The organism is Halomicrobium sp. HArcht3-1, from assembly GCF_058933345.1.
Genome location: NZ_JBZYDM010000003.1, coordinates 356,916 through 375,721 on the forward strand (window position 1 = coordinate 356,916; position 18,806 = coordinate 375,721).

An 18,806-nucleotide genomic window follows, 5' to 3' on the forward strand; every position below is an offset into this window, starting at 1 on the left:
GCACACGGCGTCAGCGGGCGTCGCGTGCGCCGTCACGCTGCGGGCCGAATGCGGACGAGTCGGTCGTCGTCTTCTCGCGGGAAGTCGCCGCTCGCTCGACCGTCACGGTTCGACGTGATGGCGTACAGCGCCCCATCTGGCCCCTGCTCGACGTGACGAACGCGACCGAGTTCGTCGGTGAGGCGGGCGCTGGTGGCGGCCTGATACGCGTCGTCGTACCAGTCGGCGTCGTGGTGTTTGTCGTGGCCGTCGACGGGTGCCGGACCATCGGCGGTCGTGATCGTCGCCACGACGACCTGCTGGCTGATCAGTCCGCCAAATACGAGTCGGTTCTGGAGTCCCGGGACTGCATCGCCAGTGTAGAAGACGCACCCGGTTGGTGCCCAGGAGGCGGCGTCGGCGACGGGAGGCTGGAAGGACGTGTCGGCGTAGGACCCGTGCTCTCCGCTGTTTCTGACGACCGGCCAGCCGTAGTCCGCGCCCGGTCTGAGGACGTTGATCTCGTCGCCCCCGCTGGGTCCGTGTTCGGTCACGACCGGCGTCCCGTCTGGTAGCCAAGTGATCCCCTGTGGATTCCGATGGCCGTAGGTGTACACCCGCGGGTCGGCCTCGCTACCGATATCGGGATTCGAGTCCGGTGCGGTTCCGTCGGGACGGACCCGCAGCACCTTGCCAGCCAGACTACCCGGGTCTCGCGTCCGGTCGGTCTGCTCCATACCGGCGTCTGCGTCACCGGTCGTAATCCACAGGTAGTTCGCCGGACCGAACGCGATGCGACCGCCGTTGTGGTACGTATCGGCCGGAATGCCGGTCACGATGGGGCGGGCGGCCGCCGTCGGGTCCGATGCGCTCGTGTCGAAGGCGACGACGCGATTCTTTTTGCCGGCCTCGGTCCCAGAGTCGGTGGTGAAGTAGGTGTAGACCAGCGGCGGGTCGGGGTAGGTCGGATGAACGGCGATTCCGAGCAAGCCACCTTCGCCACCGGGGACGAGCCAACTACCTTCCTCGGCCCCCGGTTCGACCGCTTCGGCGTCGATAACCGATTCGGGTTCGCCGACGGTACGCAGTTGGCCCGACTCGAACCGGTGGATTCGCCCGGTCCGTTCGGTAAGGAACAGTGACCCGTCGGGGGCGAAACTGAGGTCCCACGGAATTTCAAGCCCCGTTACAAGAACTTCGACTTCGAGGGGGTGGGTGGGCAGACCGGTCGGCTGTTCCCACGCCGGGTCGTAGCGGTCCCACGCCGTCTCGTCGTGGTCGACAGTCGTGTCGTATGGCGTCACCGTCGCTGTCGGGGTCGCGGTCGTCGATGTCTCGTCCACTGTCGTCTCGGGGTCCGAAGCACTCGGCTGTTCGGCCCCACAGCCAGCCAGCAGACTCCCACTGGCGACCAGCGTCGCCCGCAGATACGACCGACGTGAGAGTCGGTCGGTCGGGGTACGTTCCATATGGCTTTCGGCTCGCCTAAATATATATGCGCTTTGTGTTTCACTCCGAGTGCGTCCGGGAAAGCTAAAACTTAACCGGACGACGCTCTGATGGGCAAATAATGGCTTTTGAGGACCTTTTGGAGGACCCCGTCATACAGAAGTACCTCCACGAACTCGTCGGACCGAAAGGGATGCCGGTCGCTGCCGCGCCACCGGACGGCGAAGTGACCGACGAAGAACTCGCCGAAGAACTCGGCCTCGAACTCAACGACGTTCGTCGCGCACTCTTTATTCTCTACGAGAACGATCTGGCGTCGTACCGTCGCCTGCGCGACGAGGATTCGGGGTGGCTCACCTACCTCTGGACGTTCAAGTACGAGAACATTCCAGAGAAACTCGAAGAAGAGATGTATCGACTGCTCGACGCGCTCGAAGAGCGGGAATCCTACGAACGGGACAACGAGTTCTATCTCTGTGAACGGGATGGCATTCGCTTCGAGTTCGACGAGGCCATGGAGTTTGGCTTCCAGTGTCCCCAGTGTGGCGATCAGGTCGAATCGATGGAAAACACCAGACTCGTCGACGCGATGGAAACCCGAATCAGCAAACTGCGTGACGAACTCAACGTCGAACAGGACGCTGAGGCCTAATGGTCGTACTCGCAACCAAACTCTACGTCGACGGTGACGCCCGTGATCGGTCGCTTGACTCGCTGACCTCGCTCGTGGGCAACGAACTCGCGGACCTCGATGTGGAGTACGACGTGGGCATCCGCGACGACGACTTCCCGAGCGTGACGGTCAGCGGTGATGACGAGACTATCGCTCGGAACCTTCTGCGCGAGGAGTTCGGCGAAATCGTCCCGACGCTCGAAGCGGGCGAGACGTACATCGGGACCCTCGATGGCTGGGACGACGAGGGCTTCGTCTTGGACGTGGGTCACGGCCAGACGGTCAGGATTCCGGCCGACCAGATCGGTCTCGGGCAGGGCAATCCCGAACAGATTCGCACGCGCTTTGGACTCGTTCAGCACCTGCCACTCGAATTCGTCAACGACGACCCACCGCGACTCAGCGACGACGCCCGCGACGAGCTGTACGAGTGGACCCGTGGCGGCGGGCGCGTCAACGTCAACAGCGCCACCCGTGCCGAGGTCAGGGCGACGGTCAACCGTGCCGGCCACGCACAGGACATCATCACCGTCGAACGGCTCGGCCTGCTCGAACAGAGTATCGTCTGTGCAGAAAACACGGACCCGCCGGGTCTGTTGTCGAGTATCGGCGGGTACCTGCCGTCGGAACTCCTCTGCGTCGTTCCATGACACGTCGGACACTCATCGTCGGAGCACTGCTCGTCTTGCTGGCCCTGAGCGGCTGTACCTCGCTGTTCGGGCCGGGTGAACCGGACCCAACGCGGCTCAACGAGTCGGCGAACTACACCTGGGACGAGCGCGTCGACACCTCGATTGTCATCGAGAAAAACTCGTTCAAAGGCGTCTACAACGTCACGAACCGCTCGGAACTAGAAGTGTATCAGCGGGATGCGCTCGGCCAGGAGAGTCACCTGCGCGTCTCGGCAGTCCAGTTCCGCTACGCCAACGGGACGGTCGTCGACGCGAGCCACGACGGCCTGTCCGTGTCCCAGACCCGGGAGCGGACGATCCTCGACGTGCCCAACGAAACGGACGGGAGCGTCGCCTTCACCGCACCGAGACAGGGCAAGCGATTCACGATCCCGGTGTTCGTCGAAGGACCGGCGAACGTGACGCTACCGGCGGGTGCTCGCGTCGGCATCCCGCTGCTCTCGCAAGTGAGTCCGGCGGCGTCCAGCCGCTCGATCACCGACGATCGGATGACGCTGACCTACGAGAACGTGACGACCCGGACGATGAGCGTCCGGTACTACCTCCAGCGTGACCTGCTGATCTTCGGCTCGATCTTCGTGGGCGCGCTGGTCTTTGGCGTCGGTGGCGGACTGTACTACTGGCGTCAGATCCAGCAGTTGCGCAAGCAACGCGAGGAGACGGCCATCGACATCGACACCGGCGACGACGACGACCCGCGCGACCGCGGCCCGCCGCCGGGCATGAAGTGAGGCGAGTCGACGACGACCGAGAACGTATCGCGAACGGCTTTTACTCGCTGGCGACAACGTCGGGGTATGCACGTCGCGCTGGTCACGGTCGGTGACGAACTGCTCGCCGGCGACACCGTCAACACGAACGCTGCGTGGCTGGGTCGCCAACTCGCCGACCGTGGCGTCACCGTCGAGCGGACGACGGTCGTTCCCGATCGACTGAGTGACATCGCCCGGGTCGTCAACGAGTATCACGCCGAGTACGACGCCGTGATCGTCACGGGCGGACTGGGGCCGACCCACGACGACAAGACCATCGAGGGCGTCGCCGCCGCGTTCGGTCGCGACGTCGTCGAGAGCGACGAGGCGCTCACGTGGCTCGAAGAACACGGCGGCTACCAGCGCGAGGATCTGACCGACGGCACCGGCCACGTCCCGGCGGGTGCGACCGTCCTGCCGAATCACGAAGGTGTCGCTCCCGGCTGTGTCATCGAACAGTGCTACGTCCTGCCGGGCGTTCCCGCCGAGATGAAGCGGATGTTCGAGGAGATCGAAGCGGCGTTCAGCGGGGCGGAGCGTCACGTGATCGTCGTCGAAGCGGCAGAACCGGAGAGTGCGCTACTGGATCGACTCACAGCGGTACAGGAACGGTTCGCCGTGAAAGTCGGGAGCTACCCCGGCGACACCGTTCGGGTCAAGTTCGAGGGGACGGACCCCGAGGTCGTCGCGACGGCCGCCGAGTGGCTCGAAGAACGCGTCGAGTCGCCCTAACGATACAGCGCTTTCAGCCAGAGTGCTGTCGCGATGAGGCCCCCGAGCGTGACGAACACACCTGCGGCGTCGACGATCCCAGCCTGTACGGTCTCCTGCAGTGGAACGAACATACGAGCCTCTCTCGTGTCCGTCGGCTTCAAACATCCGTTCCCGGTTGGCTTTTGCCGGGGCCAGTCCAAACGTGGGTATGCGCACTGTGGGTGTCGTCGTCAATCCGATCGCGGGGATGGGTGGTCGCGTCGGGCTGAAAGGGACGGACGGAAAAGTCGAAGAGGCACGCGAACGCGGGGCAGAGCCACGCGCACCGGAGCGGGCGGTGGCGGCGCTCACCGCTCTCAGCGAGTACGGCGATGAGATCGAACTGCTGACGTGGGACGACCCGATGGGAGCGGCCGAGACCCGCGAAGCCGGGTTCGAGCCTGTAGTACTCGGTGGGCCTGCTGGCTCCGAGACGAGCAGCGAGGACACGCGCGAGGCGGTCCGGGCGTATCTCGATCACGGCGTCGATCTCCTCCTGTTCGTCGGCGGCGACGGGACGGCCGTCGACGTGGCGTCGGTGCTGACCGAGCGCGACGACGACACACCGATGCTCGGGGTCCCCGCCGGCGTCAAGATCTACTCGTCGGTGTTTGGTGTCACGCCCCGTGCGGCCGGGCAGATCGCGTCGACTTTCGACGAGACCGAGCAGGCAGAGGTCAACGACATCGACGAGGACGAGTACCGCGAGGGCGAAGTCGTCACCGAACTGCAGGCCGTCGTCACCGTACCGCGTGCACAGGAGCGACAGTCGGCCAAGCAACTGGGCGGTGGCTCGATCGAGACGCTCGCCGACGGTGTCGCCGACGACGCCCGTGCGGGTGTCACGTACGTGCTCGGTCCCGGCAGCACCGTGGGAGCGATCAAGACGGCGCTTGGCTTCGACGGAAGTCCGCTGGGCGTCGACGTGTGGCGGGACGGCGAAGTCCTCGTGCGGGACGCAAGCGAAACCGAGATTCGCGACGCCCTCAGCGAGGAGAACGTGATCGTCGTCTCACCCATCGGCGGGCAAGGGTTCGTCTTCGGTCGGGGCAATCAACAGCTTTCCCCGACCGTGATCCGCCAGTGTGAGATCGAGATCGTCGCATCCCACCGAAAACTCGACGGCGTCGGGACGCTTCGCGTCGATACGGGTGATGCCGATCTCGACGAGGAGCTACGCGGGTGGCGAAAGGTCCGCGTCGGCGCGATCGAACGACGATTGATGGAAGTGGTCTGATACTGTTAGCTGTCACTTCGTGAAGATAGTCGCCACCCCCGGGGTGGCGAAATCGTGTACAGATTTACAGCCGACAGTATGAGCCGCCGAAACTGTCTCTCTGTCCACCGACTCGGGACATCGCCATATATTATTATTATTCATCGAGCATATGCACACCTATAGACAACATTAAGGTCGACTGGCCCAAGTAAAGGACATATGGAAACGCGAAAAGTGCAACGACTGGGGCCATCGACCCTCGCGATGACGCTCCCGGCCGAGTGGGCGAGCGCCCACGATGTGGAGAAGGGCGACGAAGTATCGCTTCGGATCGGTGGGAACGGGGCACTGACCGTCCTGCCGGAGTCGGTGCAGGCAGAGGAGTCGGAAGCCATCATCTACGCGGCCGATCTGGATGCGGACGCCGTCGAACGGGCGATCGTCGCACAGTACGTCCTCGGCCGGCGGATCATTCACATCGACGCCGGAGAGGGCGACACGCTGCCCTCTGAACACATCAACGCCGTCTACAACGCCGAGACGCAGTTGATGGGGCTTGGCGTCATCGAGGAACGGCCCGAACGGATCGCCATCCGATGTTCGGTCGACCCCGAAGACTTCACGCTGGATAATCTCCTCGAACGGCTGGAATCGACGGGCAGCACGATGCGAAACGAGGCCGTCAAATCGCTGGCCCACGGCAATCCAGACCTCGCACAGCGTGCACTCAATCGGGAACGACAGGCCAACAAGATCTTCGTCCTCCTGTTGCGCCTGATCTTTACGGCCTACCAGAACCCGAATCTGGCGCGCGCGATCGGTCTCGAAGACGGCTTCCCGCTGATCGGCTACCGTTCGATCGCGAAGAACCTCGAACTCACCGCCGACAACGCCGAGGACATCGCCGAGACCGCACTGGAGTCCGACGATCACACGCTGACCGTCGAGTCCTCGACGATGCGCCGGATCCGCGATTTCACCGATCAGGTCAACGACATCACCGAGATGGCAGTCAATGCCGCCGTCGAGCGTGACTACGACACTGCAATCGAGGTCAGAAAACAGTACGCCCAGATCGGCGACAAGGAGACGGAGATCCTCGAAGACCTCCCCGAGATGGACAACAGGTCGCTCCTGCAGGTCCGAGAAGTGCTCGTGAGCCTCCAACAGACCGCCGAGTACGCCGTTCGGAACGCCGAGATCGCGACGAACCTCGCGCTCAACGAGGAGTCCGAACACACCGAGATCAGGTAAGCGGGTCGGTCAGAGCAAGCCGTCGTCGGTATCCGTCTCCTCGTCGAGGATGCCGCCGTCTGTCGCCGTTTCTGTGGCCGTCGATCCCTCGACAGCCGTCGAGGTGCTACTCTCGTTCGTGTCGTTCAACAGTCCACCGTCTGTCGTTCCCTCGATAAGTCCCTCGTCGGTCGTTTCTGCGCTCGAACCGTCGTCAGTGGCCGTCTCGGTCGCTGTCGTTTCTCTCTCACTGGTGGCGTTCGACCGATCGTCGGCCGCTTTCGTCCCGAAGATGTCCGTCTCGATCCGTTTCTCGTAGTCGATCGAGTCGAGGTCGAGCCTGATCTGTTCGCCGCCGACCGTGACGATCAGGTAGAAGTCGATGGACAGGTCCGTCACCTGATTGCGTTCGAGGTGAGTGACCCACCACTCGTCGAGGTGCTCGTTGCGGATCGCCGTGTTCGCCCTGATCGTCTCGGTCGTCCCCGGTTCGATCACGTAGCCACGGTCGGTCTCGCCGTCTCCGACCGGCACGTCGTTCATCGTGATGTTGTAGCCGATCTTCGAGACGGTGTAGGGGAACGGTTTGGGGTTGTAAACGGTAAAGTCGAGGTCGAGCGGCGTCCGCTCGCGCGTGAGGTTCGCCCGGTCCCACGATCCCCGTGTGCGATTGACGTACAGCACCGGATCGCGCACGAGTGGTTGATTCGCGTCGACGGCCCGCGTCTCGTTCGAGTCGAACTGGCCTGCGATGTTCGTCTCGACGCTTCGTTCACGACCGAAGTCTGCCGATTGACCCAGCGTCGAGGACGTGGCCGTCGCATCGATCTGAACGGTCGTCGACTCGCCGTCGCGGATGTGTGTGTACCACCACGCCGGGATCTGTTCGTTGTCCATCCTCGTCGTGAGGTTCAGTGTCGAGTTCCCGGCCTCGATCCCGAGACCGCTCTTCGACCCGCTCGCGATGTCGACACCGTTCATCGAGACGTTGTAGTCGACCGTGACCCCACCCAGGCTGACGCCGACGGGGTTCGGGTTGGTCACGTGCAGATCGGTATAGACGACTGTGTCCGTGTCGTTGACCGGTCCGAAGGCGTTCTCGACGCCAGTTACTCCCGGGACACCGAGTGCTCCGAGTGCGAACCCGGCGGCGACGAGCACACCAAGCGCGAGCACGACGAGACCCCCTCTTTTGAGGCTTTGACGCATCTGCAGTGTCGTCACGCGTGGTGGTCAATAGCTCTTTGGGCCGCGAGTCACGCGGTCCTGCAGTGCTCCGTATGAGTTAAGTGTCCACTGCAGATAGCTGTGGGTATGGCAACCACGTCGTCGAAGACGGACATGGGCATCGGGCTGGGGCTGCTCTTTTCGCTCGTCGCGCTCGGTGGGGCGGCCGCGACAGGCGTCCTCGGGTACGCGAACGCGATCGAACACACGCGGGCACTGCAGGTCAACGGTGGCATCGCCTTCGGCGTCGCGATGGCCGCGGCCGCGCTGGCGATCATCGCGATCCACGCCTACGACGACTGATACTGTTGGCTGTCACCTCGCGCAGGGAGTCACCACCTCGGGGTAGTGAAATAGTTCACAGAGTGACAGCCGGCGGTACGACGACCACCGAACCGAGCACTACCGACCATCCGACCTGCACCGTTTTCAGTTCCCGGTAGTACCCGTCTACCACCCACTGGATCAGCCGGAAAGGAACCGTTAAGACGAACAAGAACGTACGTGCGGGCATGGGAGAGATCAGCGATGAAGACCGGAAGATCCTCGATTACCTCCGGGACAGCGTGTCTCGCGGGCAGAGCTACTTCCGCGCGAAGAACATCGCCGACCAGCTCGGTCTCTCGTCGAAACAAGTCGGCGCTCGCCTGCCCCGCCTCGCCGAGGAGGCCGACGAAGTCGACATCGAGAAGTGGGGTCGTGCCCGGTCGACCACGTGGCGCGTGACCCTGAGCTAGTGTGGGCGCTCGTTCGCTGACTTTTTGCCGGCGTATGCCTGAGGCACAGGTATGACTGTCCGGGTCGAACGCACAGTGACGGTGCCAGCACCGCCGGAACGCGTCTGGGAGTTCATCGCCGACCCGGACAGGCGTGCCGCACCCATCAGCGTCATCGACGAATGGGAGACCCACGACGACGGGTCCGCGACGTGGTACCTCACGTTGCCGATCCCGCTGGTCGACAAACGCATCGCCGTCGAGACGAGCGATGACGAACGGCGAGCGCCCGAGTACGTCCGCTTTACGGGCCGCTCCCGGGTGATGTCTGTCCGCGGCGAGCACGAACTCGTTGCCGTCGACGACGGGACGCGACTGACGAACCGTTTCGTCGTCGACGGTCGTATCCCGGGCGTCGAGCGCTTCTTCAAGCGCAACTTCGACGCGGAACTGGATCGTCTCGAAACGGCCCTGCGCGAGGACATCGAACAGCGACCATGAAGCTCGGGCTGGCACAGCACCGGATCGAACCGGGGGCAGTCGAGGCCAACACCGAGCGAGCCGAGACGATGCTGGTCGCGGCCGCGGAGCGAAACGTCGACCTCGTCGCACTGCCCGAGCTGTTCGCGACGGGCTACTTCGCGTTCGAATCGTACGCCCGGACCGCCGAACCGATCGACGGCCCGACACTGACGCGATTGCGCGAAACAGCCAGCGAGCACGACATCGCGCTGCTGGCTGGATCGATCGTCGAGGACCTCGCGGAGAGCACCGCCCGTGGGTTCGACACGCCAGCGACCGAGGGCTACGCGAACACGGCCGTCCTGTTCGACAGCGACGGGGAGCGACGCAGTGTCTACCGAAAGCACCACCTCTTTGGCTACGACTCCGCCGAGCAAGAGCTGCTGGAGCCGGGCCGAGACCTGCAGGTCGCCGAGATCGGCGGGTTCACCGTCGGCGTGACCACGTGTTACGACCTTCGTTTCCCCGAACTCTATCGGGACCTCGTCGACCGGGGCGTGTCGCTCGTGCTGGTCCCGAGCGCGTGGCCCTACCCGCGCGTCGAGCACTGGACGCTGTTGCCGAGAGCGCGCGCCGTCGAGAACCTCAGCTACGTCGCGGCGGTCAACGGCGTCGGCTCGTTCGACGACTCGACGCTACTGGGGCGCTCGACGGTGTACGACCCCTGGGGCACCACCCTCGCTTCGTCGGGCGACGAGGCGACCCTCGTCACCGCGGATCTCGATCCCGAACGGGTCGAGACGGTCCGTGACTCGTTCCCGGCACTCACCGATCGCCGGGAACCCTGATCTTTAAGAGTGATCACTAAAGAGTAATAGATGCCGGCACGGCGCTTTTCACGTCGCACCGGCGAAACATCTCGGCTCGCTCGGCTCGCTGCTCGGCCACGGTGGCGATCGCCACGAGGCTGTCCGGACAGCCTCTCTCGGCGTCCTTCCACCAAAAGGGTCTCCAGACCTTTTGATTCGCTCGACACCAGCAGTAACGACCACACTCGTCGCAGGGGCGGCCGGTACCAACATGTTGGGGAAATCGCGAACCGTGTTCGCGCCAACATCGTCGTATGGAACACGACGCGACCCGCTCGTCCGACAGCGACGGACGCTAGCGAACACTGACACCTGCGTTTGTCCTCGTGATCGCCACCCCGGTCGTGCTCGGCGCGGCCCACCATGTCGATCACATCGTCCGCGGGAACCACGTCGGCTGGCCGCTCACACCTGAACTCAATCCGTTCACGTACAGTCTCGCGATCTATCCCCTGTTCGCCGTGAGTCTCCTCCTCACTGTGACCGATCGCGTCGGGTACCGATACTGGGCGGGCTTTTTCGCGTTCAGCACCGCCATGCTGGCGTACTTCCACATCAGCCCGTGGGCGGTCGAACCACCACGGGACGTGATGGTCCCCTACAGCGATCCCCTCGTCGGTTCCCTCGCGTTCGCGGTGCTGCTCGCGCTCATCGCGTCCGTGGTCCTCGGTTCAGCCTACGCGACACTGCTGTGGTATCGCGGACAGAACGGACCACGTCTCTGACAGGCGACCGTACGATGGGCTATATTCGACGACTGGGAAGCGTCGCGGGCGAGAGTCACCGAACGGTCGTCCCCTTCGCGTCCGGCCCGGTGAGGAACCACCTGAGAACCGTAGCTTCGGCACGACGGATGATCGTGCTCGCAGTCGACGGGTCGATTTCGAGTCGCTCCGCGAGTTCTGTGAGCGTACACTCGCGGGGAATCTCGTAGTATCCTGCCCGGAGCGCAGTCTCCACGACCTCTCGCTGGCGTTCAGTCAAGAGCGTCGCCGACTCGGTCGTGCTCACCACCGACTGTAATCGGTAGGGTCGTCCGGCGTCCTCCAGTGTCGCCCGTAGCGCGTCGAGTTCGGTCCGTGTACCGGTCAGGTCGAACTCGAACCAGCCGTCCCGAGCGTGCACCGGAAACTCGACCGGCAGTGCGGAGCTTTCGACGAACGCGTAGAGATCGGTGTCCGTCGTCTCGTACTTGCCGAGGACGCGCCGCTCGGCTGCTTCCAGTCGATCAAAGGTCGTGATCGTGTCCTGTGACCGGATCGCAGCGACGACAGTGTCCGGCGACTGGCCGATGATCTCACCCAGTTCGACCGCGGTGTCGTCGACGCGATAGCCCGCGAGGAGTTTGAATGTCGCGTCTGGAAACTGCTGCGAGACGGTCTTGATCCACGTGTCGTCTGGCAGCGCGATCCGAAGCGTGGCCCGGATCACTGTGCCCACCCGACCCCGAGGCAGCGAACAGGGCAATCGTGCGACAGCTCCAGCCGAGAGTGTGACGAGTCGACGGTCGCGAGTGAGACCAACATGTTGGGCTAACATCGACAGAGGGGCGCGACCAGTAACAAACTGATGGCACCGAACGACACGACAGACGACGTGATCGACAGGCGAGTGTCTGCAGCGCGTGACGATGCGGTCGTCGTCTTCCACATCGGGATGCGAATCAACACATTCTGGAAGATCCACCGCTGGCTGCCGGTCTTTCTCGTCGCGCCACTGCTCGTCCGGGAACTGCTCGCGGACGACGATGCTGGACTGCTTGGCAGTCGGACCGTCGTCGGTCCCGGGATCAGAAACGTCGGGTTCGTCCAGTACTGGTCGTCGTTCGACGACCTGCGCGAGTACGCACGTGACGACGACAGTCGGCATCTCCCGGCGTGGCAGCGGTACTATCGCGACGGAACAAGCGACGGCGGCGCTGTCGGCATCTGGCACGAGACGTTCCTCGTCGATGCCGACGACTTCGAGGCGGTGTACAACAACATGCCACCTCACGGACTGGCTGCGTGTTCGGGATCGAGCATCGTCGACGCCACTGGACAGCACCGAACTGCCGCCGGTCGACTCGAACGGAGTGACGGCACCGACGGCCCGCTCGATAGTGGCTGAGCGGCGGTCTCACTCGTCAGTCTTGATGTCCGCAGACAGACCCTGTGCCATCTCGATCTCTGTGGAGTTGTTGACCGTCCACGCCGTCCGGTCGGTGACGGCTTCGATGACTTCGCGGGCGTGTGGCGGGCCGCTGCCCGACATCTTGACGCCACCGAACGGTAGCTGGACCTCCGCGCCGATACAGGGGAGGTTCGCGTAGGCCAGCCCCAGATCGGCGTGATCCCGGAAGTAGTTGATCTGGCGGTAGTCCTCTGCGATCACCGCGCCGGCCAGTCCGTACGGCGTCGCGTTGTGTATCTCGACGGCACGCTCGATGTCGCCGGAGTACTCGATCAGGGCGACGTGTGGGCCAAAGACCTCCTCGGTGAGACAGCGCAGGTCGGGGTCGTAGTCGATCTCGTAGACGAAGGGACCGATCCAGTGCCCGTCCTGATGACCGTCGGGAATCTCCTCGCGGTCCAGTTCCTCGCGGTCGACGAGGACGGTCGCACCCTCGTCACGGGCCAGTTGGTTGTACCGGCCGAACTTCTCGACCTGACTCTCGTCGACGACCGGTCCCATGAACGTCTCCTCGTCGAGTGGATCGCCGACGGTCACGTCCTCGGCCAGATCGACGAATCGGCGCTTGAACTGCTCGTACACGTCCTCGTGGACGATCAGTCGTTCGGCCGAGACACAGCGCTGGCCGGTGGTCTTGAAACTCGACATCACCGCCGCGTGAACGGCGATGTCCAGATCGGCGGTGTCGGTGACGACGATGCCGTTCTTGCCGCCCATCTCACAGCAGGCGCTCCGACCGGGCTGGCCGCCGATCTTGCCCGCGACCTTGTGGCCGACTTCGGCAGAGCCAGTAAAGAGGACCGTCTCGACGCGCTCGTCCTCGACGATAGCGTTGCCGGCGTCGCCGTAGCCCTGCACCATGTTGAAGACGCCGTCGGGGATGCCGGCGTCGTCGAACATCTCGGCGACGATCTGGCCACACCACGGCGTCTGCTCGGCGGGCTTCCAGACGACGGTGTTGCCCTCGACGAGCGCGACCGCCATGTGCCAGAAGGGGATGGCGACCGGGAAGTTCCACGGCGTGATACAGCCAACGGCACCGCGGGGTTTGCGCCGCATGTACGAGTCCTTGCTCGGAATCTCGCTTGGGACGATCTCGCCGTGGGGGTGGCGGGCGTTGCCCGCGGCCCACTCGACCATGTGGTAGGCTTCGACCACGTCGGCTCGCCCCTCGCTGATCTCCTTGCCACACTCTCTGGTGACGACCTCGGCGAGTTCGTCGGTGCGGTCACGCAGTTCGTGGAAGATCTCCCAGAGGTGTTCTGCGCGGTCGATGTGGGACAGTGCGCGCCACTCGGGGGCTGCCCGCTCGGCGGCGGCGACCGCCCGACCGACATCGTCCTCGGTCCCGCGTGGGAACGATCCCAGCGACTCACCCGTCGCCGGGTTCACGCTCTCGAACGTGTCCGTTCCACTGCCGTCGGTCCACTCGCCGTCGACGTAGTGACGGCGGGGACCATCAGTTGTTCGCGCCATTAGTTCGACAGTTCGAGCGCGGACTGACAAAAACCTACGTCAGGTTCTCGGTCGCGGCCTCGAAGTCCTCGGCATCGATCACGACCGACTCGGCGCTCGCGGCGGCGTCGTCGGGGTCGATGTCGTCGGCGATGGCTCTGATCGCGCGCATCGACGCCTCACGGACGAGCGCTTCGAGTTCGGCCCCGGAGTACCCCTCCGTCCGTCCTGCCAGATCGTCGAGATCCACATCGTCGCCGAGTGGCTTCCCGTCCGTGTGGACCCGTAGAATCTCGTGACGGGCGGCGTGATCAGGGTTTGGCACCTCGATGTGCTGTTCGAGCCGTCCGGGTCGAAGGAGCGCGTCGTCCAGCGTCTCGCGGCGGTTGGTCGCCGCGAGGACGACGAGGTTGGGGTTCTCGGTGATCCCGTCGAGTTCCGTGAGCAGTTGTGAGACGACACGCTCGGTCACCTCGTGGGTCTCGCCGCGCTGGCCCGCGATGGCGTCGATCTCGTCGAGGAAGATAATACTCGGGGCGGTCTGACGAGCGCGCTCGAACACTTCTCGCACCGATTCCTCGGACTCGCCGACGTAGCGGTCCAGCAGTTCCGGGCCGTTGACGTGGATGAAGTTGACGCCGCTCTCGCCGGCGATAGCCCGCGCCAGCAACGTCTTCCCGGTCCCCGGTGGGCCATAGAGCAACACCCCCGACGGCGGGTCGGTGTCCGTCGCAGAGAAGAGCGGGCCGTACACCAGCGGCCACTCGACGGCTTCGGTCAGCCGTTCCTTCACCTCGTCCAGCCCACCGACATCGTCGAAGGTGACCGAGGGCGACTCGGCGACGTACTCGCGCATCGCAGATGGCTCGACGGCGGCCAGCGCCGTGTCGAAGTCGGCGAGTGTCACGTCGGGGGCTTCCTTCTCGCGGCGAAGTGCCGTCATCGCCGCTTCGGTGGTCAGGGTCGCCAGATCGGCCCCGACGAACCCGTGGGTCTGGCTCGCGATGTCGTCGAGGTCCACGTCGTCGGACAGGGGCATCTCGCGGGTGTGGACATCGAGGATCTCACGCCGTCCCGTCTCGTCGGGGACGCCGATCTCGATCTCGCGGTCGAAACGGCCGCCCCGCCGGAGGGCGTCGTCGAGCGTGTCCACGCGGTTGGTCGCACCGATCACGACCACCCGGCCGCGGTCTTCCAGCCCGTCCATCAGCGTCAGTAGCTGTGCGACCACCCGATTCTCCATGTCGGCGTCGTCGTCGCGCGAGCCGGCAATCGAGTCGATCTCGTCGATGAAGATGATCGACGGAGCGTTCGCTTCGGCGCGCTCGAAGGCCTCTCTGAGTCGTTCCTCGGACTCGCCCTTGTACTTCGAGACGACTTCCGGGCCGGAGATGGTGTCGAAGTACGCGTCGACTTCGTTGGCGACGGCGCGGGCGATCAGGGTCTTCCCGGTCCCCGGCGGCCCGTGCATGAGAACGCCACTCGGCGGATCGATACCCAGCTGACGGAACCGCTCTGGCTCCGAGAGGGGCATCTCGATCATCTCTCTGATCTGGTCGAGTTCCTGATCCAGACCGCCGATGTCCTCGTAGCTCACGTCGATTTCGGGCCGATCGCTCTCGTCGGTCGCCGTCGGCTGATTCAGGCTCGTCGCCGTGCTCGACTCGTCCTCGTCGCCACCGTAGGGGAGGACAGTCACACGCGTCGACTCGGCGACGCGGACCGACCCCTCCGGGGACGTCGACCGCACGAGGAAGGTTCCCAGCCCCTCGACGTGGACCCGTTCGTCGGGCTGGACGAGTCGGTCCACGAGGCGGTCCCTGACGGTGTGTTCGTAGGATTCACTGCCGGGCAGGGGCTTTGCCGGCTGGACAGTGATCGTCGTCGCGTCCTCGACGCTGGCGTTGCGGACCGACACCGTGTCGCCGATGTTGACCCCGGCGTTGGCCCGTGTGTCGGCGTCGATGCGGACGAAGTCGCCGTCCTCGTCGGCCGGCCACACTTTGACGACGGTCTTCCGATCGCCGTCGACGATGACGGGGTCCCCGCTCAGGACGCCGAGTGTACTCCGTGCCGACTCTGGAAGGCGTGCGATCCCACGCCCTGCGTCCCGTTTGTTCGCCCCTTCAACGTCGAGTTCGATCCCGTTCGACGGGTGGCCGCTCATGTCGCTCCGTAGTCGACCGAATGCCTTCAGCGTTCCCACCGTCCGCTCGCCCTCTCCCGGAGAAACATCTATACTGCAGGGGTGTGCACGACACTAGCATGGTCGTCCAGACAGAGCGCGACGAGATGACCTGGTTCAAATGTGAGCACTGCGGGCTCATGTTCGACGACAAAGGCGACGCGGACCAGCACGAACAGAACTGTGATTCCGAAGAGCCGTCGTACATCCAGTAACGCCGAGTGAGCCGCTCGACTACGCCTCGTCGACGATTTCGTAGCTCTGCTCGCCCAGTTCGTCCTCGACGAAGACGAACACGCGACCGCGAGCGGTCTCCGGGTCGGCCTCGACTTCTACGCGCATCGACGTGTCACGGATCGTCACACCGGGGAACACCTCTTCTTCCTCGCCGCTGTCGAGGATGATCCGACCGACGCCGGTGGAGTCGAGGATGTCGTCGTGGGTGTTGAGGTCGTTGACGTACAGGAGGACGCCCTGCGTCTCGGTCGGATCGGTGACGAGGACATGGACGTCCTTGGCTGGCGCTGCGAGGACGCGGTCGTCGGCTTTCTCCGGGACGCCGCGGTAGAACACTTCGCGGCCGTCGTTGTACTCGACGACGACGCCGTCCTCGGTCAGTTCGACCGACAGCGTCTCGGGCGCGATGTCGTTGCGGGCACTCATTGGCGGACGTTGACCGTCGACCGGCAAAAGGACCGCGTTCGAACCGCGTCTCGGAGACTGTCGTGTGCGAGACCGCCACAGGTAAATAGCGGCGCGCGGGACTGTGAGACGATGCAGGGGAAGGCTGCGGCCCCAGCGGCCGGGACAGTGCTGAACGCACTCGCGACTCACCGCGGGTCGGCGTTCGCCATCGACGAGTACACGCACGCGACGGTCGACCTGTTTACAGACGACGCGGTCGACGACGACGAAGAGGAGATCGTCGGCGAGATCGAGGGCGCACCCGACGCGGACACGCGCCTGATCGAGACCTGCGTCGAATACGTGCTCGACGCCCACGGCGAACCCGAGGTAACGGGTGCCGTCGTCCAGACCGAGAGCGACGTGCCCATGGCCTCCGGACTCAAGAGCAGTTCGGCGGCCGCCAATGCGACCGTCATGGCGACACTCGACGCCCTCGACAAGATCGATCGGATGACTCGCGAGGACATGGCTCGACTGGGCGTCATGGCCGCCCGCGACGTTGGCGTCACCGCGACAGGAGCGTTCGACGACGCCTCGGCGTCGATGCTGGGCGGCGTCACCGTCACCGACAACGACGGCGACGAGGTCCTCGCCCGCGAGGAAGTCGACTGGGACGTGCTCGTCTACACGCCCCCGGAACAGGCGTTCAGTGCCGACGCGGACGTACGGCGCTGTGAGTACATCGCACCGATGGCCGACCTCGTCGAAGACCTCGCACTCGACGGCCAGTACGAGCGTGCGATGACGGTCAACGGACTCGCGTTCTGTGCCGCACTCCAGTTCGACACCGAACCGCTGGTCGAAGCGATGCGGCAGGTCGACGGCGTCTCGCTGTCGGGCACCGGCCCGTCCTACACGGCCGTCGGTCCCCGCCCCGCACTGGAACAGGTACAGGAGTACTGGCGCGAACGCGACGGTCGCACCTGGCTCACCACGACACAGACGGAGGGAACCCACACACTATGAGTTCGAACCCAGAGGAGATGACGCTCGACGAACTGCGCACAGAGATCCAGACCATCGACCGCGAACTGGTCGAACTGATCGCTCAGCGAACCTACGTCGCCGACACCATCGCACAGGTCAAAGACGAGAAGGGCCTGCCCACGACCGACGAGGAGCAAGAACAGGCCGTGATGGATCGTGCCGGCGAGAACGCCAAGCGCTTCGACGTGGACGACAACCTCGTGAAAGCGATCTTCCGACTCCTGATCGAACTGAACAAGGTCGAGCAGCGCGAGAATCGATAACGGACACAGGTACCGATCGGGCCGAAGAGAGAGTCACCGCAAAGCGTCGAACTCGGCCCGCAGTGCGTCCCGTTTTAGCAACACGAACCCAAGCAGGATCACCACGAACCCGACGACTGTGTGTGGAGCGAGCGTCTCTTCGAGGACAAGCCAGCCAGACACGGCCGCAAACACTGGGGCGGTGTAGGAGACGAGATTGATCTCGATGGCTCCGAGGCGTCCGAGCAGACGGAAGTAAACGAAGTAGCCGATCACACTCGCGAACACGGCGAGATAGCCGATGGCGAGGACCGAACTCGTCGTCACCCGGACCGCCGAAAGCGACTCACCGGGCAAGCCGACGGCCAGCAGGTGCAAGAGGACGGCACCGATCACGTTCGACCACGCGACGAGTCCCTCGGTCCCGATCCCGCTGTCGAGTCGCTGGAGCAGGACACTCCCGAGTGCGACGCTCGCGGCCGCGAGCACGAGCAGTACCGGCGGGACGAGACCGGCAGTGGTCGCCACGGACTCCGGGCCAGCGACGAGTCCCACACCCACGAACCCGATCACCAGACCGATCAGTCCGACGGCCGTCAACCGCTCGGACGGCAAGAACACGCGCGAGAACCCGGTCGCCAGAATCGGGTTCATCGCGACGAGGATCGCCGCGACGGCGCTGGTCACGTCCCGTTCGCCGACGAAGAGCAAGGCGTTGTACGCGGCGATCACGAGCACGCCGCTGATCAGGACGGCGAGCCAGTCAGCCCGCGATCTGGGACGCCAGTCGTCGGTCGCAAGGACCGCGTAGACGAGCATGAGGACACCCGCAACATCGTAGCGGAGTGCCGCGAACACGACCGGCGGAACGTCGGCAAGTCCCGCTTTGATCGCCATGAACGAGGTCCCCCAGAGCGCCGAGAGCAAGAGAAAGAGTCCGGCATCTCGTCGGGTCGCCATACACGTCGATTCACGACCAGCCGTATAATTCACCCGGCGGTCGTGACAATCGGGAAAGAACAGGTCTTAACACGGCCCCGAATGACCTCTCTAA

22 protein-coding genes are annotated in these 18,806 nt (G+C 64.4%); 15 read left to right on the forward strand and 7 right to left on the reverse strand.

The window, feature by feature from the left end; all coding sequences use genetic code 11:
• Positions 1–32: 32 nt before the first annotated feature.
• A complete protein-coding gene (locus AC5FRW_RS07110; protein ID WP_493567740.1) occupies positions 33–1,448 on the reverse strand; it encodes a PQQ-dependent sugar dehydrogenase in 1,416 nt (471 codons plus the stop codon).
• Positions 1,449–1,549: 101 nt separating this feature from the next.
• On the opposite strand from AC5FRW_RS07110, the gene AC5FRW_RS07115 reads away from it, so the two are divergent.
• The 6 genes from AC5FRW_RS07115 (at position 1,550) to AC5FRW_RS07140 (ending at position 6,771) form a co-directional block, all read left to right on the forward strand.
• The gene (locus tag AC5FRW_RS07115) at positions 1,550–2,080 is read left to right on the forward strand and encodes a transcription factor (protein ID WP_493567741.1); all 531 of its coding nucleotides are present in this window, start codon (positions 1,550–1,552) and stop codon (positions 2,078–2,080) included.
• Positions 2,080–2,751: a DUF2110 family protein gene (locus AC5FRW_RS07120; protein ID WP_493567742.1), complete on the forward strand. Its 672-nt coding sequence runs from the start codon at positions 2,080–2,082 to the stop codon at positions 2,749–2,751. Before AC5FRW_RS07115 ends, AC5FRW_RS07120 begins: the two co-directional genes overlap by 1 nt.
• The gene (locus AC5FRW_RS07125) at positions 2,748–3,524 is read left to right on the forward strand and encodes a DUF5803 family protein (RefSeq protein ID WP_493567743.1); all 777 of its coding nucleotides are present in this window, start codon (positions 2,748–2,750) and stop codon (positions 3,522–3,524) included. Before AC5FRW_RS07120 ends, AC5FRW_RS07125 begins: the two co-directional genes overlap by 4 nt.
• Positions 3,525–3,590: 66 nt before the next feature.
• Positions 3,591–4,277 (forward strand): competence/damage-inducible protein A, encoded by a 687-nt coding sequence (locus tag AC5FRW_RS07130; protein ID WP_493567744.1) that lies wholly within the window; start codon positions 3,591–3,593, stop codon positions 4,275–4,277.
• 190 nt (positions 4,278–4,467) lie between these two features.
• Positions 4,468–5,535 carry an ATP-NAD kinase family protein gene (locus AC5FRW_RS07135; protein ID WP_493567745.1) on the forward strand — a complete coding sequence of 356 codons (1,068 nt, stop codon included), beginning with the start codon at positions 4,468–4,470 and terminating at the stop codon, positions 5,533–5,535.
• A gap of 201 nt (positions 5,536–5,736) precedes the next feature.
• Positions 5,737–6,771 carry a PhoU domain-containing protein gene (locus tag AC5FRW_RS07140; RefSeq protein ID WP_493567746.1) on the forward strand — a complete coding sequence of 345 codons (1,035 nt, stop codon included), beginning with the start codon at positions 5,737–5,739 and terminating at the stop codon, positions 6,769–6,771.
• 9 nt (positions 6,772–6,780) lie between these two features.
• Here AC5FRW_RS07140 and AC5FRW_RS07145 read toward each other — a convergent pair whose 3' ends face one another.
• On the reverse strand, positions 6,781–7,959 hold the full coding sequence (locus AC5FRW_RS07145) for an LEA/WHy family protein (RefSeq protein ID WP_493567747.1): 1,179 nt from the start codon (positions 7,957–7,959) through the stop codon (positions 6,781–6,783).
• Between the two features lie 105 nt (positions 7,960–8,064).
• Between AC5FRW_RS07145 and AC5FRW_RS07150 the strand changes: the two genes are divergently transcribed.
• The 5 genes from AC5FRW_RS07150 to AC5FRW_RS07170 all read left to right on the forward strand — a co-directional run bounded on the left by AC5FRW_RS07150 (position 8,065) and on the right by AC5FRW_RS07170 (position 10,749).
• Positions 8,065–8,280 (forward strand): DUF7525 family protein, encoded by a 216-nt coding sequence (locus AC5FRW_RS07150; RefSeq protein WP_493567748.1) that lies wholly within the window; start codon positions 8,065–8,067, stop codon positions 8,278–8,280.
• A gap of 209 nt (positions 8,281–8,489) precedes the next feature.
• Positions 8,490–8,714: a DUF7123 family protein gene (locus AC5FRW_RS07155; RefSeq protein WP_493567749.1), complete on the forward strand. Its 225-nt coding sequence runs from the start codon at positions 8,490–8,492 to the stop codon at positions 8,712–8,714.
• A 51-nt stretch (positions 8,715–8,765) separates the two neighbouring features.
• Positions 8,766–9,194, forward strand: coding sequence for an SRPBCC family protein (locus AC5FRW_RS07160; protein ID WP_493567750.1), 429 nt, complete (start codon positions 8,766–8,768; stop codon positions 9,192–9,194).
• A complete protein-coding gene (locus AC5FRW_RS07165; RefSeq protein WP_493567751.1) occupies positions 9,191–10,003 on the forward strand; it encodes a carbon-nitrogen family hydrolase in 813 nt (270 codons plus the stop codon). Before AC5FRW_RS07160 ends, AC5FRW_RS07165 begins: the two co-directional genes overlap by 4 nt.
• 347 nt (positions 10,004–10,350) lie before the next feature.
• Positions 10,351–10,749, forward strand: a complete 399-nt coding sequence (locus AC5FRW_RS07170; protein ID WP_493567752.1) for a hypothetical protein — start codon at positions 10,351–10,353, stop codon at positions 10,747–10,749.
• Positions 10,750–10,804: 55 nt separating this feature from the next.
• Here the strand turns inward: AC5FRW_RS07170 and AC5FRW_RS07175 are convergent, their stop codons facing one another.
• On the reverse strand, positions 10,805–11,455 hold the full coding sequence (locus AC5FRW_RS07175) for a helix-turn-helix domain-containing protein (RefSeq protein WP_493567753.1): 651 nt from the start codon (positions 11,453–11,455) through the stop codon (positions 10,805–10,807).
• A gap of 138 nt (positions 11,456–11,593) precedes the next feature.
• Here AC5FRW_RS07175 and AC5FRW_RS07180 point away from each other — a divergent pair, with 138 nt between their 5' ends.
• Positions 11,594–12,133, forward strand: a complete 540-nt coding sequence (locus tag AC5FRW_RS07180; RefSeq protein WP_493567754.1) for a DUF4188 domain-containing protein — start codon at positions 11,594–11,596, stop codon at positions 12,131–12,133.
• Between the two features lie 9 nt (positions 12,134–12,142).
• On the opposite strand, the gene AC5FRW_RS07185 is transcribed toward AC5FRW_RS07180, so the two are convergent.
• Both AC5FRW_RS07185 and AC5FRW_RS07190 read right to left on the reverse strand, forming a co-directional pair.
• On the reverse strand, positions 12,143–13,672 hold the full coding sequence (locus tag AC5FRW_RS07185; protein ID WP_493567755.1) for an aldehyde dehydrogenase family protein: 1,530 nt from the start codon (positions 13,670–13,672) through the stop codon (positions 12,143–12,145).
• Positions 13,673–13,706: 34 nt separating this feature from the next.
• A complete protein-coding gene (locus AC5FRW_RS07190; RefSeq protein WP_493567756.1) occupies positions 13,707–15,818 on the reverse strand; it encodes a CDC48 family AAA ATPase in 2,112 nt (703 codons plus the stop codon).
• 98 nt (positions 15,819–15,916) lie between these two features.
• Here AC5FRW_RS07190 and AC5FRW_RS07195 point away from each other — a divergent pair, with 98 nt between their 5' ends.
• Positions 15,917–16,051 carry a DUF7128 family protein gene (locus AC5FRW_RS07195; protein ID WP_493567757.1) on the forward strand — a complete coding sequence of 45 codons (135 nt, stop codon included), beginning with the start codon at positions 15,917–15,919 and terminating at the stop codon, positions 16,049–16,051.
• Positions 16,052–16,070: 19 nt separating this feature from the next.
• Here AC5FRW_RS07195 and AC5FRW_RS07200 read toward each other — a convergent pair whose 3' ends face one another.
• On the reverse strand, positions 16,071–16,499 hold the full coding sequence (locus tag AC5FRW_RS07200; RefSeq protein ID WP_493567758.1) for a DUF5796 family protein: 429 nt from the start codon (positions 16,497–16,499) through the stop codon (positions 16,071–16,073).
• Positions 16,500–16,610: 111 nt separating this feature from the next.
• Between AC5FRW_RS07200 and AC5FRW_RS07205 the strand changes: the two genes are divergently transcribed.
• Complete coding sequence (locus AC5FRW_RS07205; RefSeq protein WP_493567759.1) at positions 16,611–17,489, forward strand: shikimate kinase; 879 nt, start codon at positions 16,611–16,613, stop codon at positions 17,487–17,489.
• Positions 17,486–17,773 carry a chorismate mutase gene (locus AC5FRW_RS07210; RefSeq protein ID WP_493567760.1) on the forward strand — a complete coding sequence of 96 codons (288 nt, stop codon included), beginning with the start codon at positions 17,486–17,488 and terminating at the stop codon, positions 17,771–17,773. The genes AC5FRW_RS07205 and AC5FRW_RS07210 overlap by 4 nt, the downstream gene beginning before the upstream one ends.
• 33 nt (positions 17,774–17,806) lie before the next feature.
• Here the strand turns inward: AC5FRW_RS07210 and AC5FRW_RS07215 are convergent, their stop codons facing one another.
• Positions 17,807–18,712: a DMT family transporter gene (locus AC5FRW_RS07215; protein WP_493567761.1), complete on the reverse strand. Its 906-nt coding sequence runs from the start codon at positions 18,710–18,712 to the stop codon at positions 17,807–17,809.
• Between the last annotated feature and the right edge of the window lie 94 nt (positions 18,713–18,806).

Excerpts from the sequence above, each read along its gene's own strand:
- AC5FRW_RS07110 (WP_493567740.1), bottom strand. The coding sequence starts at position 1,448 with ATGGAACGTACCCCGACCGACCGACTCTCACGTCGGTCGTATCTGCGG.
- AC5FRW_RS07115 (WP_493567741.1), top strand. The coding sequence starts at position 1,550 with ATGGCTTTTGAGGACCTTTTGGAGGACCCCGTCATACAGAAGTACCTC.
- AC5FRW_RS07120 (WP_493567742.1), top strand. The coding sequence starts at position 2,080 with ATGGTCGTACTCGCAACCAAACTCTACGTCGACGGTGACGCCCGTGAT.
- AC5FRW_RS07125 (WP_493567743.1), top strand. The coding sequence starts at position 2,748 with ATGACACGTCGGACACTCATCGTCGGAGCACTGCTCGTCTTGCTGGCC.
- AC5FRW_RS07130 (WP_493567744.1), top strand. The coding sequence starts at position 3,591 with ATGCACGTCGCGCTGGTCACGGTCGGTGACGAACTGCTCGCCGGCGAC.
- AC5FRW_RS07135 (WP_493567745.1), top strand. The coding sequence starts at position 4,468 with ATGCGCACTGTGGGTGTCGTCGTCAATCCGATCGCGGGGATGGGTGGT.
- AC5FRW_RS07140 (WP_493567746.1), top strand. The coding sequence starts at position 5,737 with ATGGAAACGCGAAAAGTGCAACGACTGGGGCCATCGACCCTCGCGATG.
- AC5FRW_RS07145 (WP_493567747.1), bottom strand. The coding sequence starts at position 7,959 with ATGCGTCAAAGCCTCAAAAGAGGGGGTCTCGTCGTGCTCGCGCTTGGT.
- AC5FRW_RS07150 (WP_493567748.1), top strand. The coding sequence starts at position 8,065 with ATGGCAACCACGTCGTCGAAGACGGACATGGGCATCGGGCTGGGGCTG.
- AC5FRW_RS07155 (WP_493567749.1), top strand. The coding sequence starts at position 8,490 with ATGGGAGAGATCAGCGATGAAGACCGGAAGATCCTCGATTACCTCCGG.
- AC5FRW_RS07160 (WP_493567750.1), top strand. The coding sequence starts at position 8,766 with ATGACTGTCCGGGTCGAACGCACAGTGACGGTGCCAGCACCGCCGGAA.
- AC5FRW_RS07165 (WP_493567751.1), top strand. The coding sequence starts at position 9,191 with ATGAAGCTCGGGCTGGCACAGCACCGGATCGAACCGGGGGCAGTCGAG.
- AC5FRW_RS07180 (WP_493567754.1), top strand. The coding sequence starts at position 11,594 with ATGGCACCGAACGACACGACAGACGACGTGATCGACAGGCGAGTGTCT.
- AC5FRW_RS07185 (WP_493567755.1), bottom strand. The coding sequence starts at position 13,672 with ATGGCGCGAACAACTGATGGTCCCCGCCGTCACTACGTCGACGGCGAG.
- AC5FRW_RS07190 (WP_493567756.1), bottom strand. The coding sequence starts at position 15,818 with ATGAGCGGCCACCCGTCGAACGGGATCGAACTCGACGTTGAAGGGGCG.
- AC5FRW_RS07195 (WP_493567757.1), top strand. The coding sequence starts at position 15,917 with ATGGTCGTCCAGACAGAGCGCGACGAGATGACCTGGTTCAAATGTGAG.
- AC5FRW_RS07200 (WP_493567758.1), bottom strand. The coding sequence starts at position 16,499 with ATGAGTGCCCGCAACGACATCGCGCCCGAGACGCTGTCGGTCGAACTG.
- AC5FRW_RS07205 (WP_493567759.1), top strand. The coding sequence starts at position 16,611 with ATGCAGGGGAAGGCTGCGGCCCCAGCGGCCGGGACAGTGCTGAACGCA.
- AC5FRW_RS07210 (WP_493567760.1), top strand. The coding sequence starts at position 17,486 with ATGAGTTCGAACCCAGAGGAGATGACGCTCGACGAACTGCGCACAGAG.
- AC5FRW_RS07215 (WP_493567761.1), bottom strand. The coding sequence starts at position 18,712 with ATGGCGACCCGACGAGATGCCGGACTCTTTCTCTTGCTCTCGGCGCTC.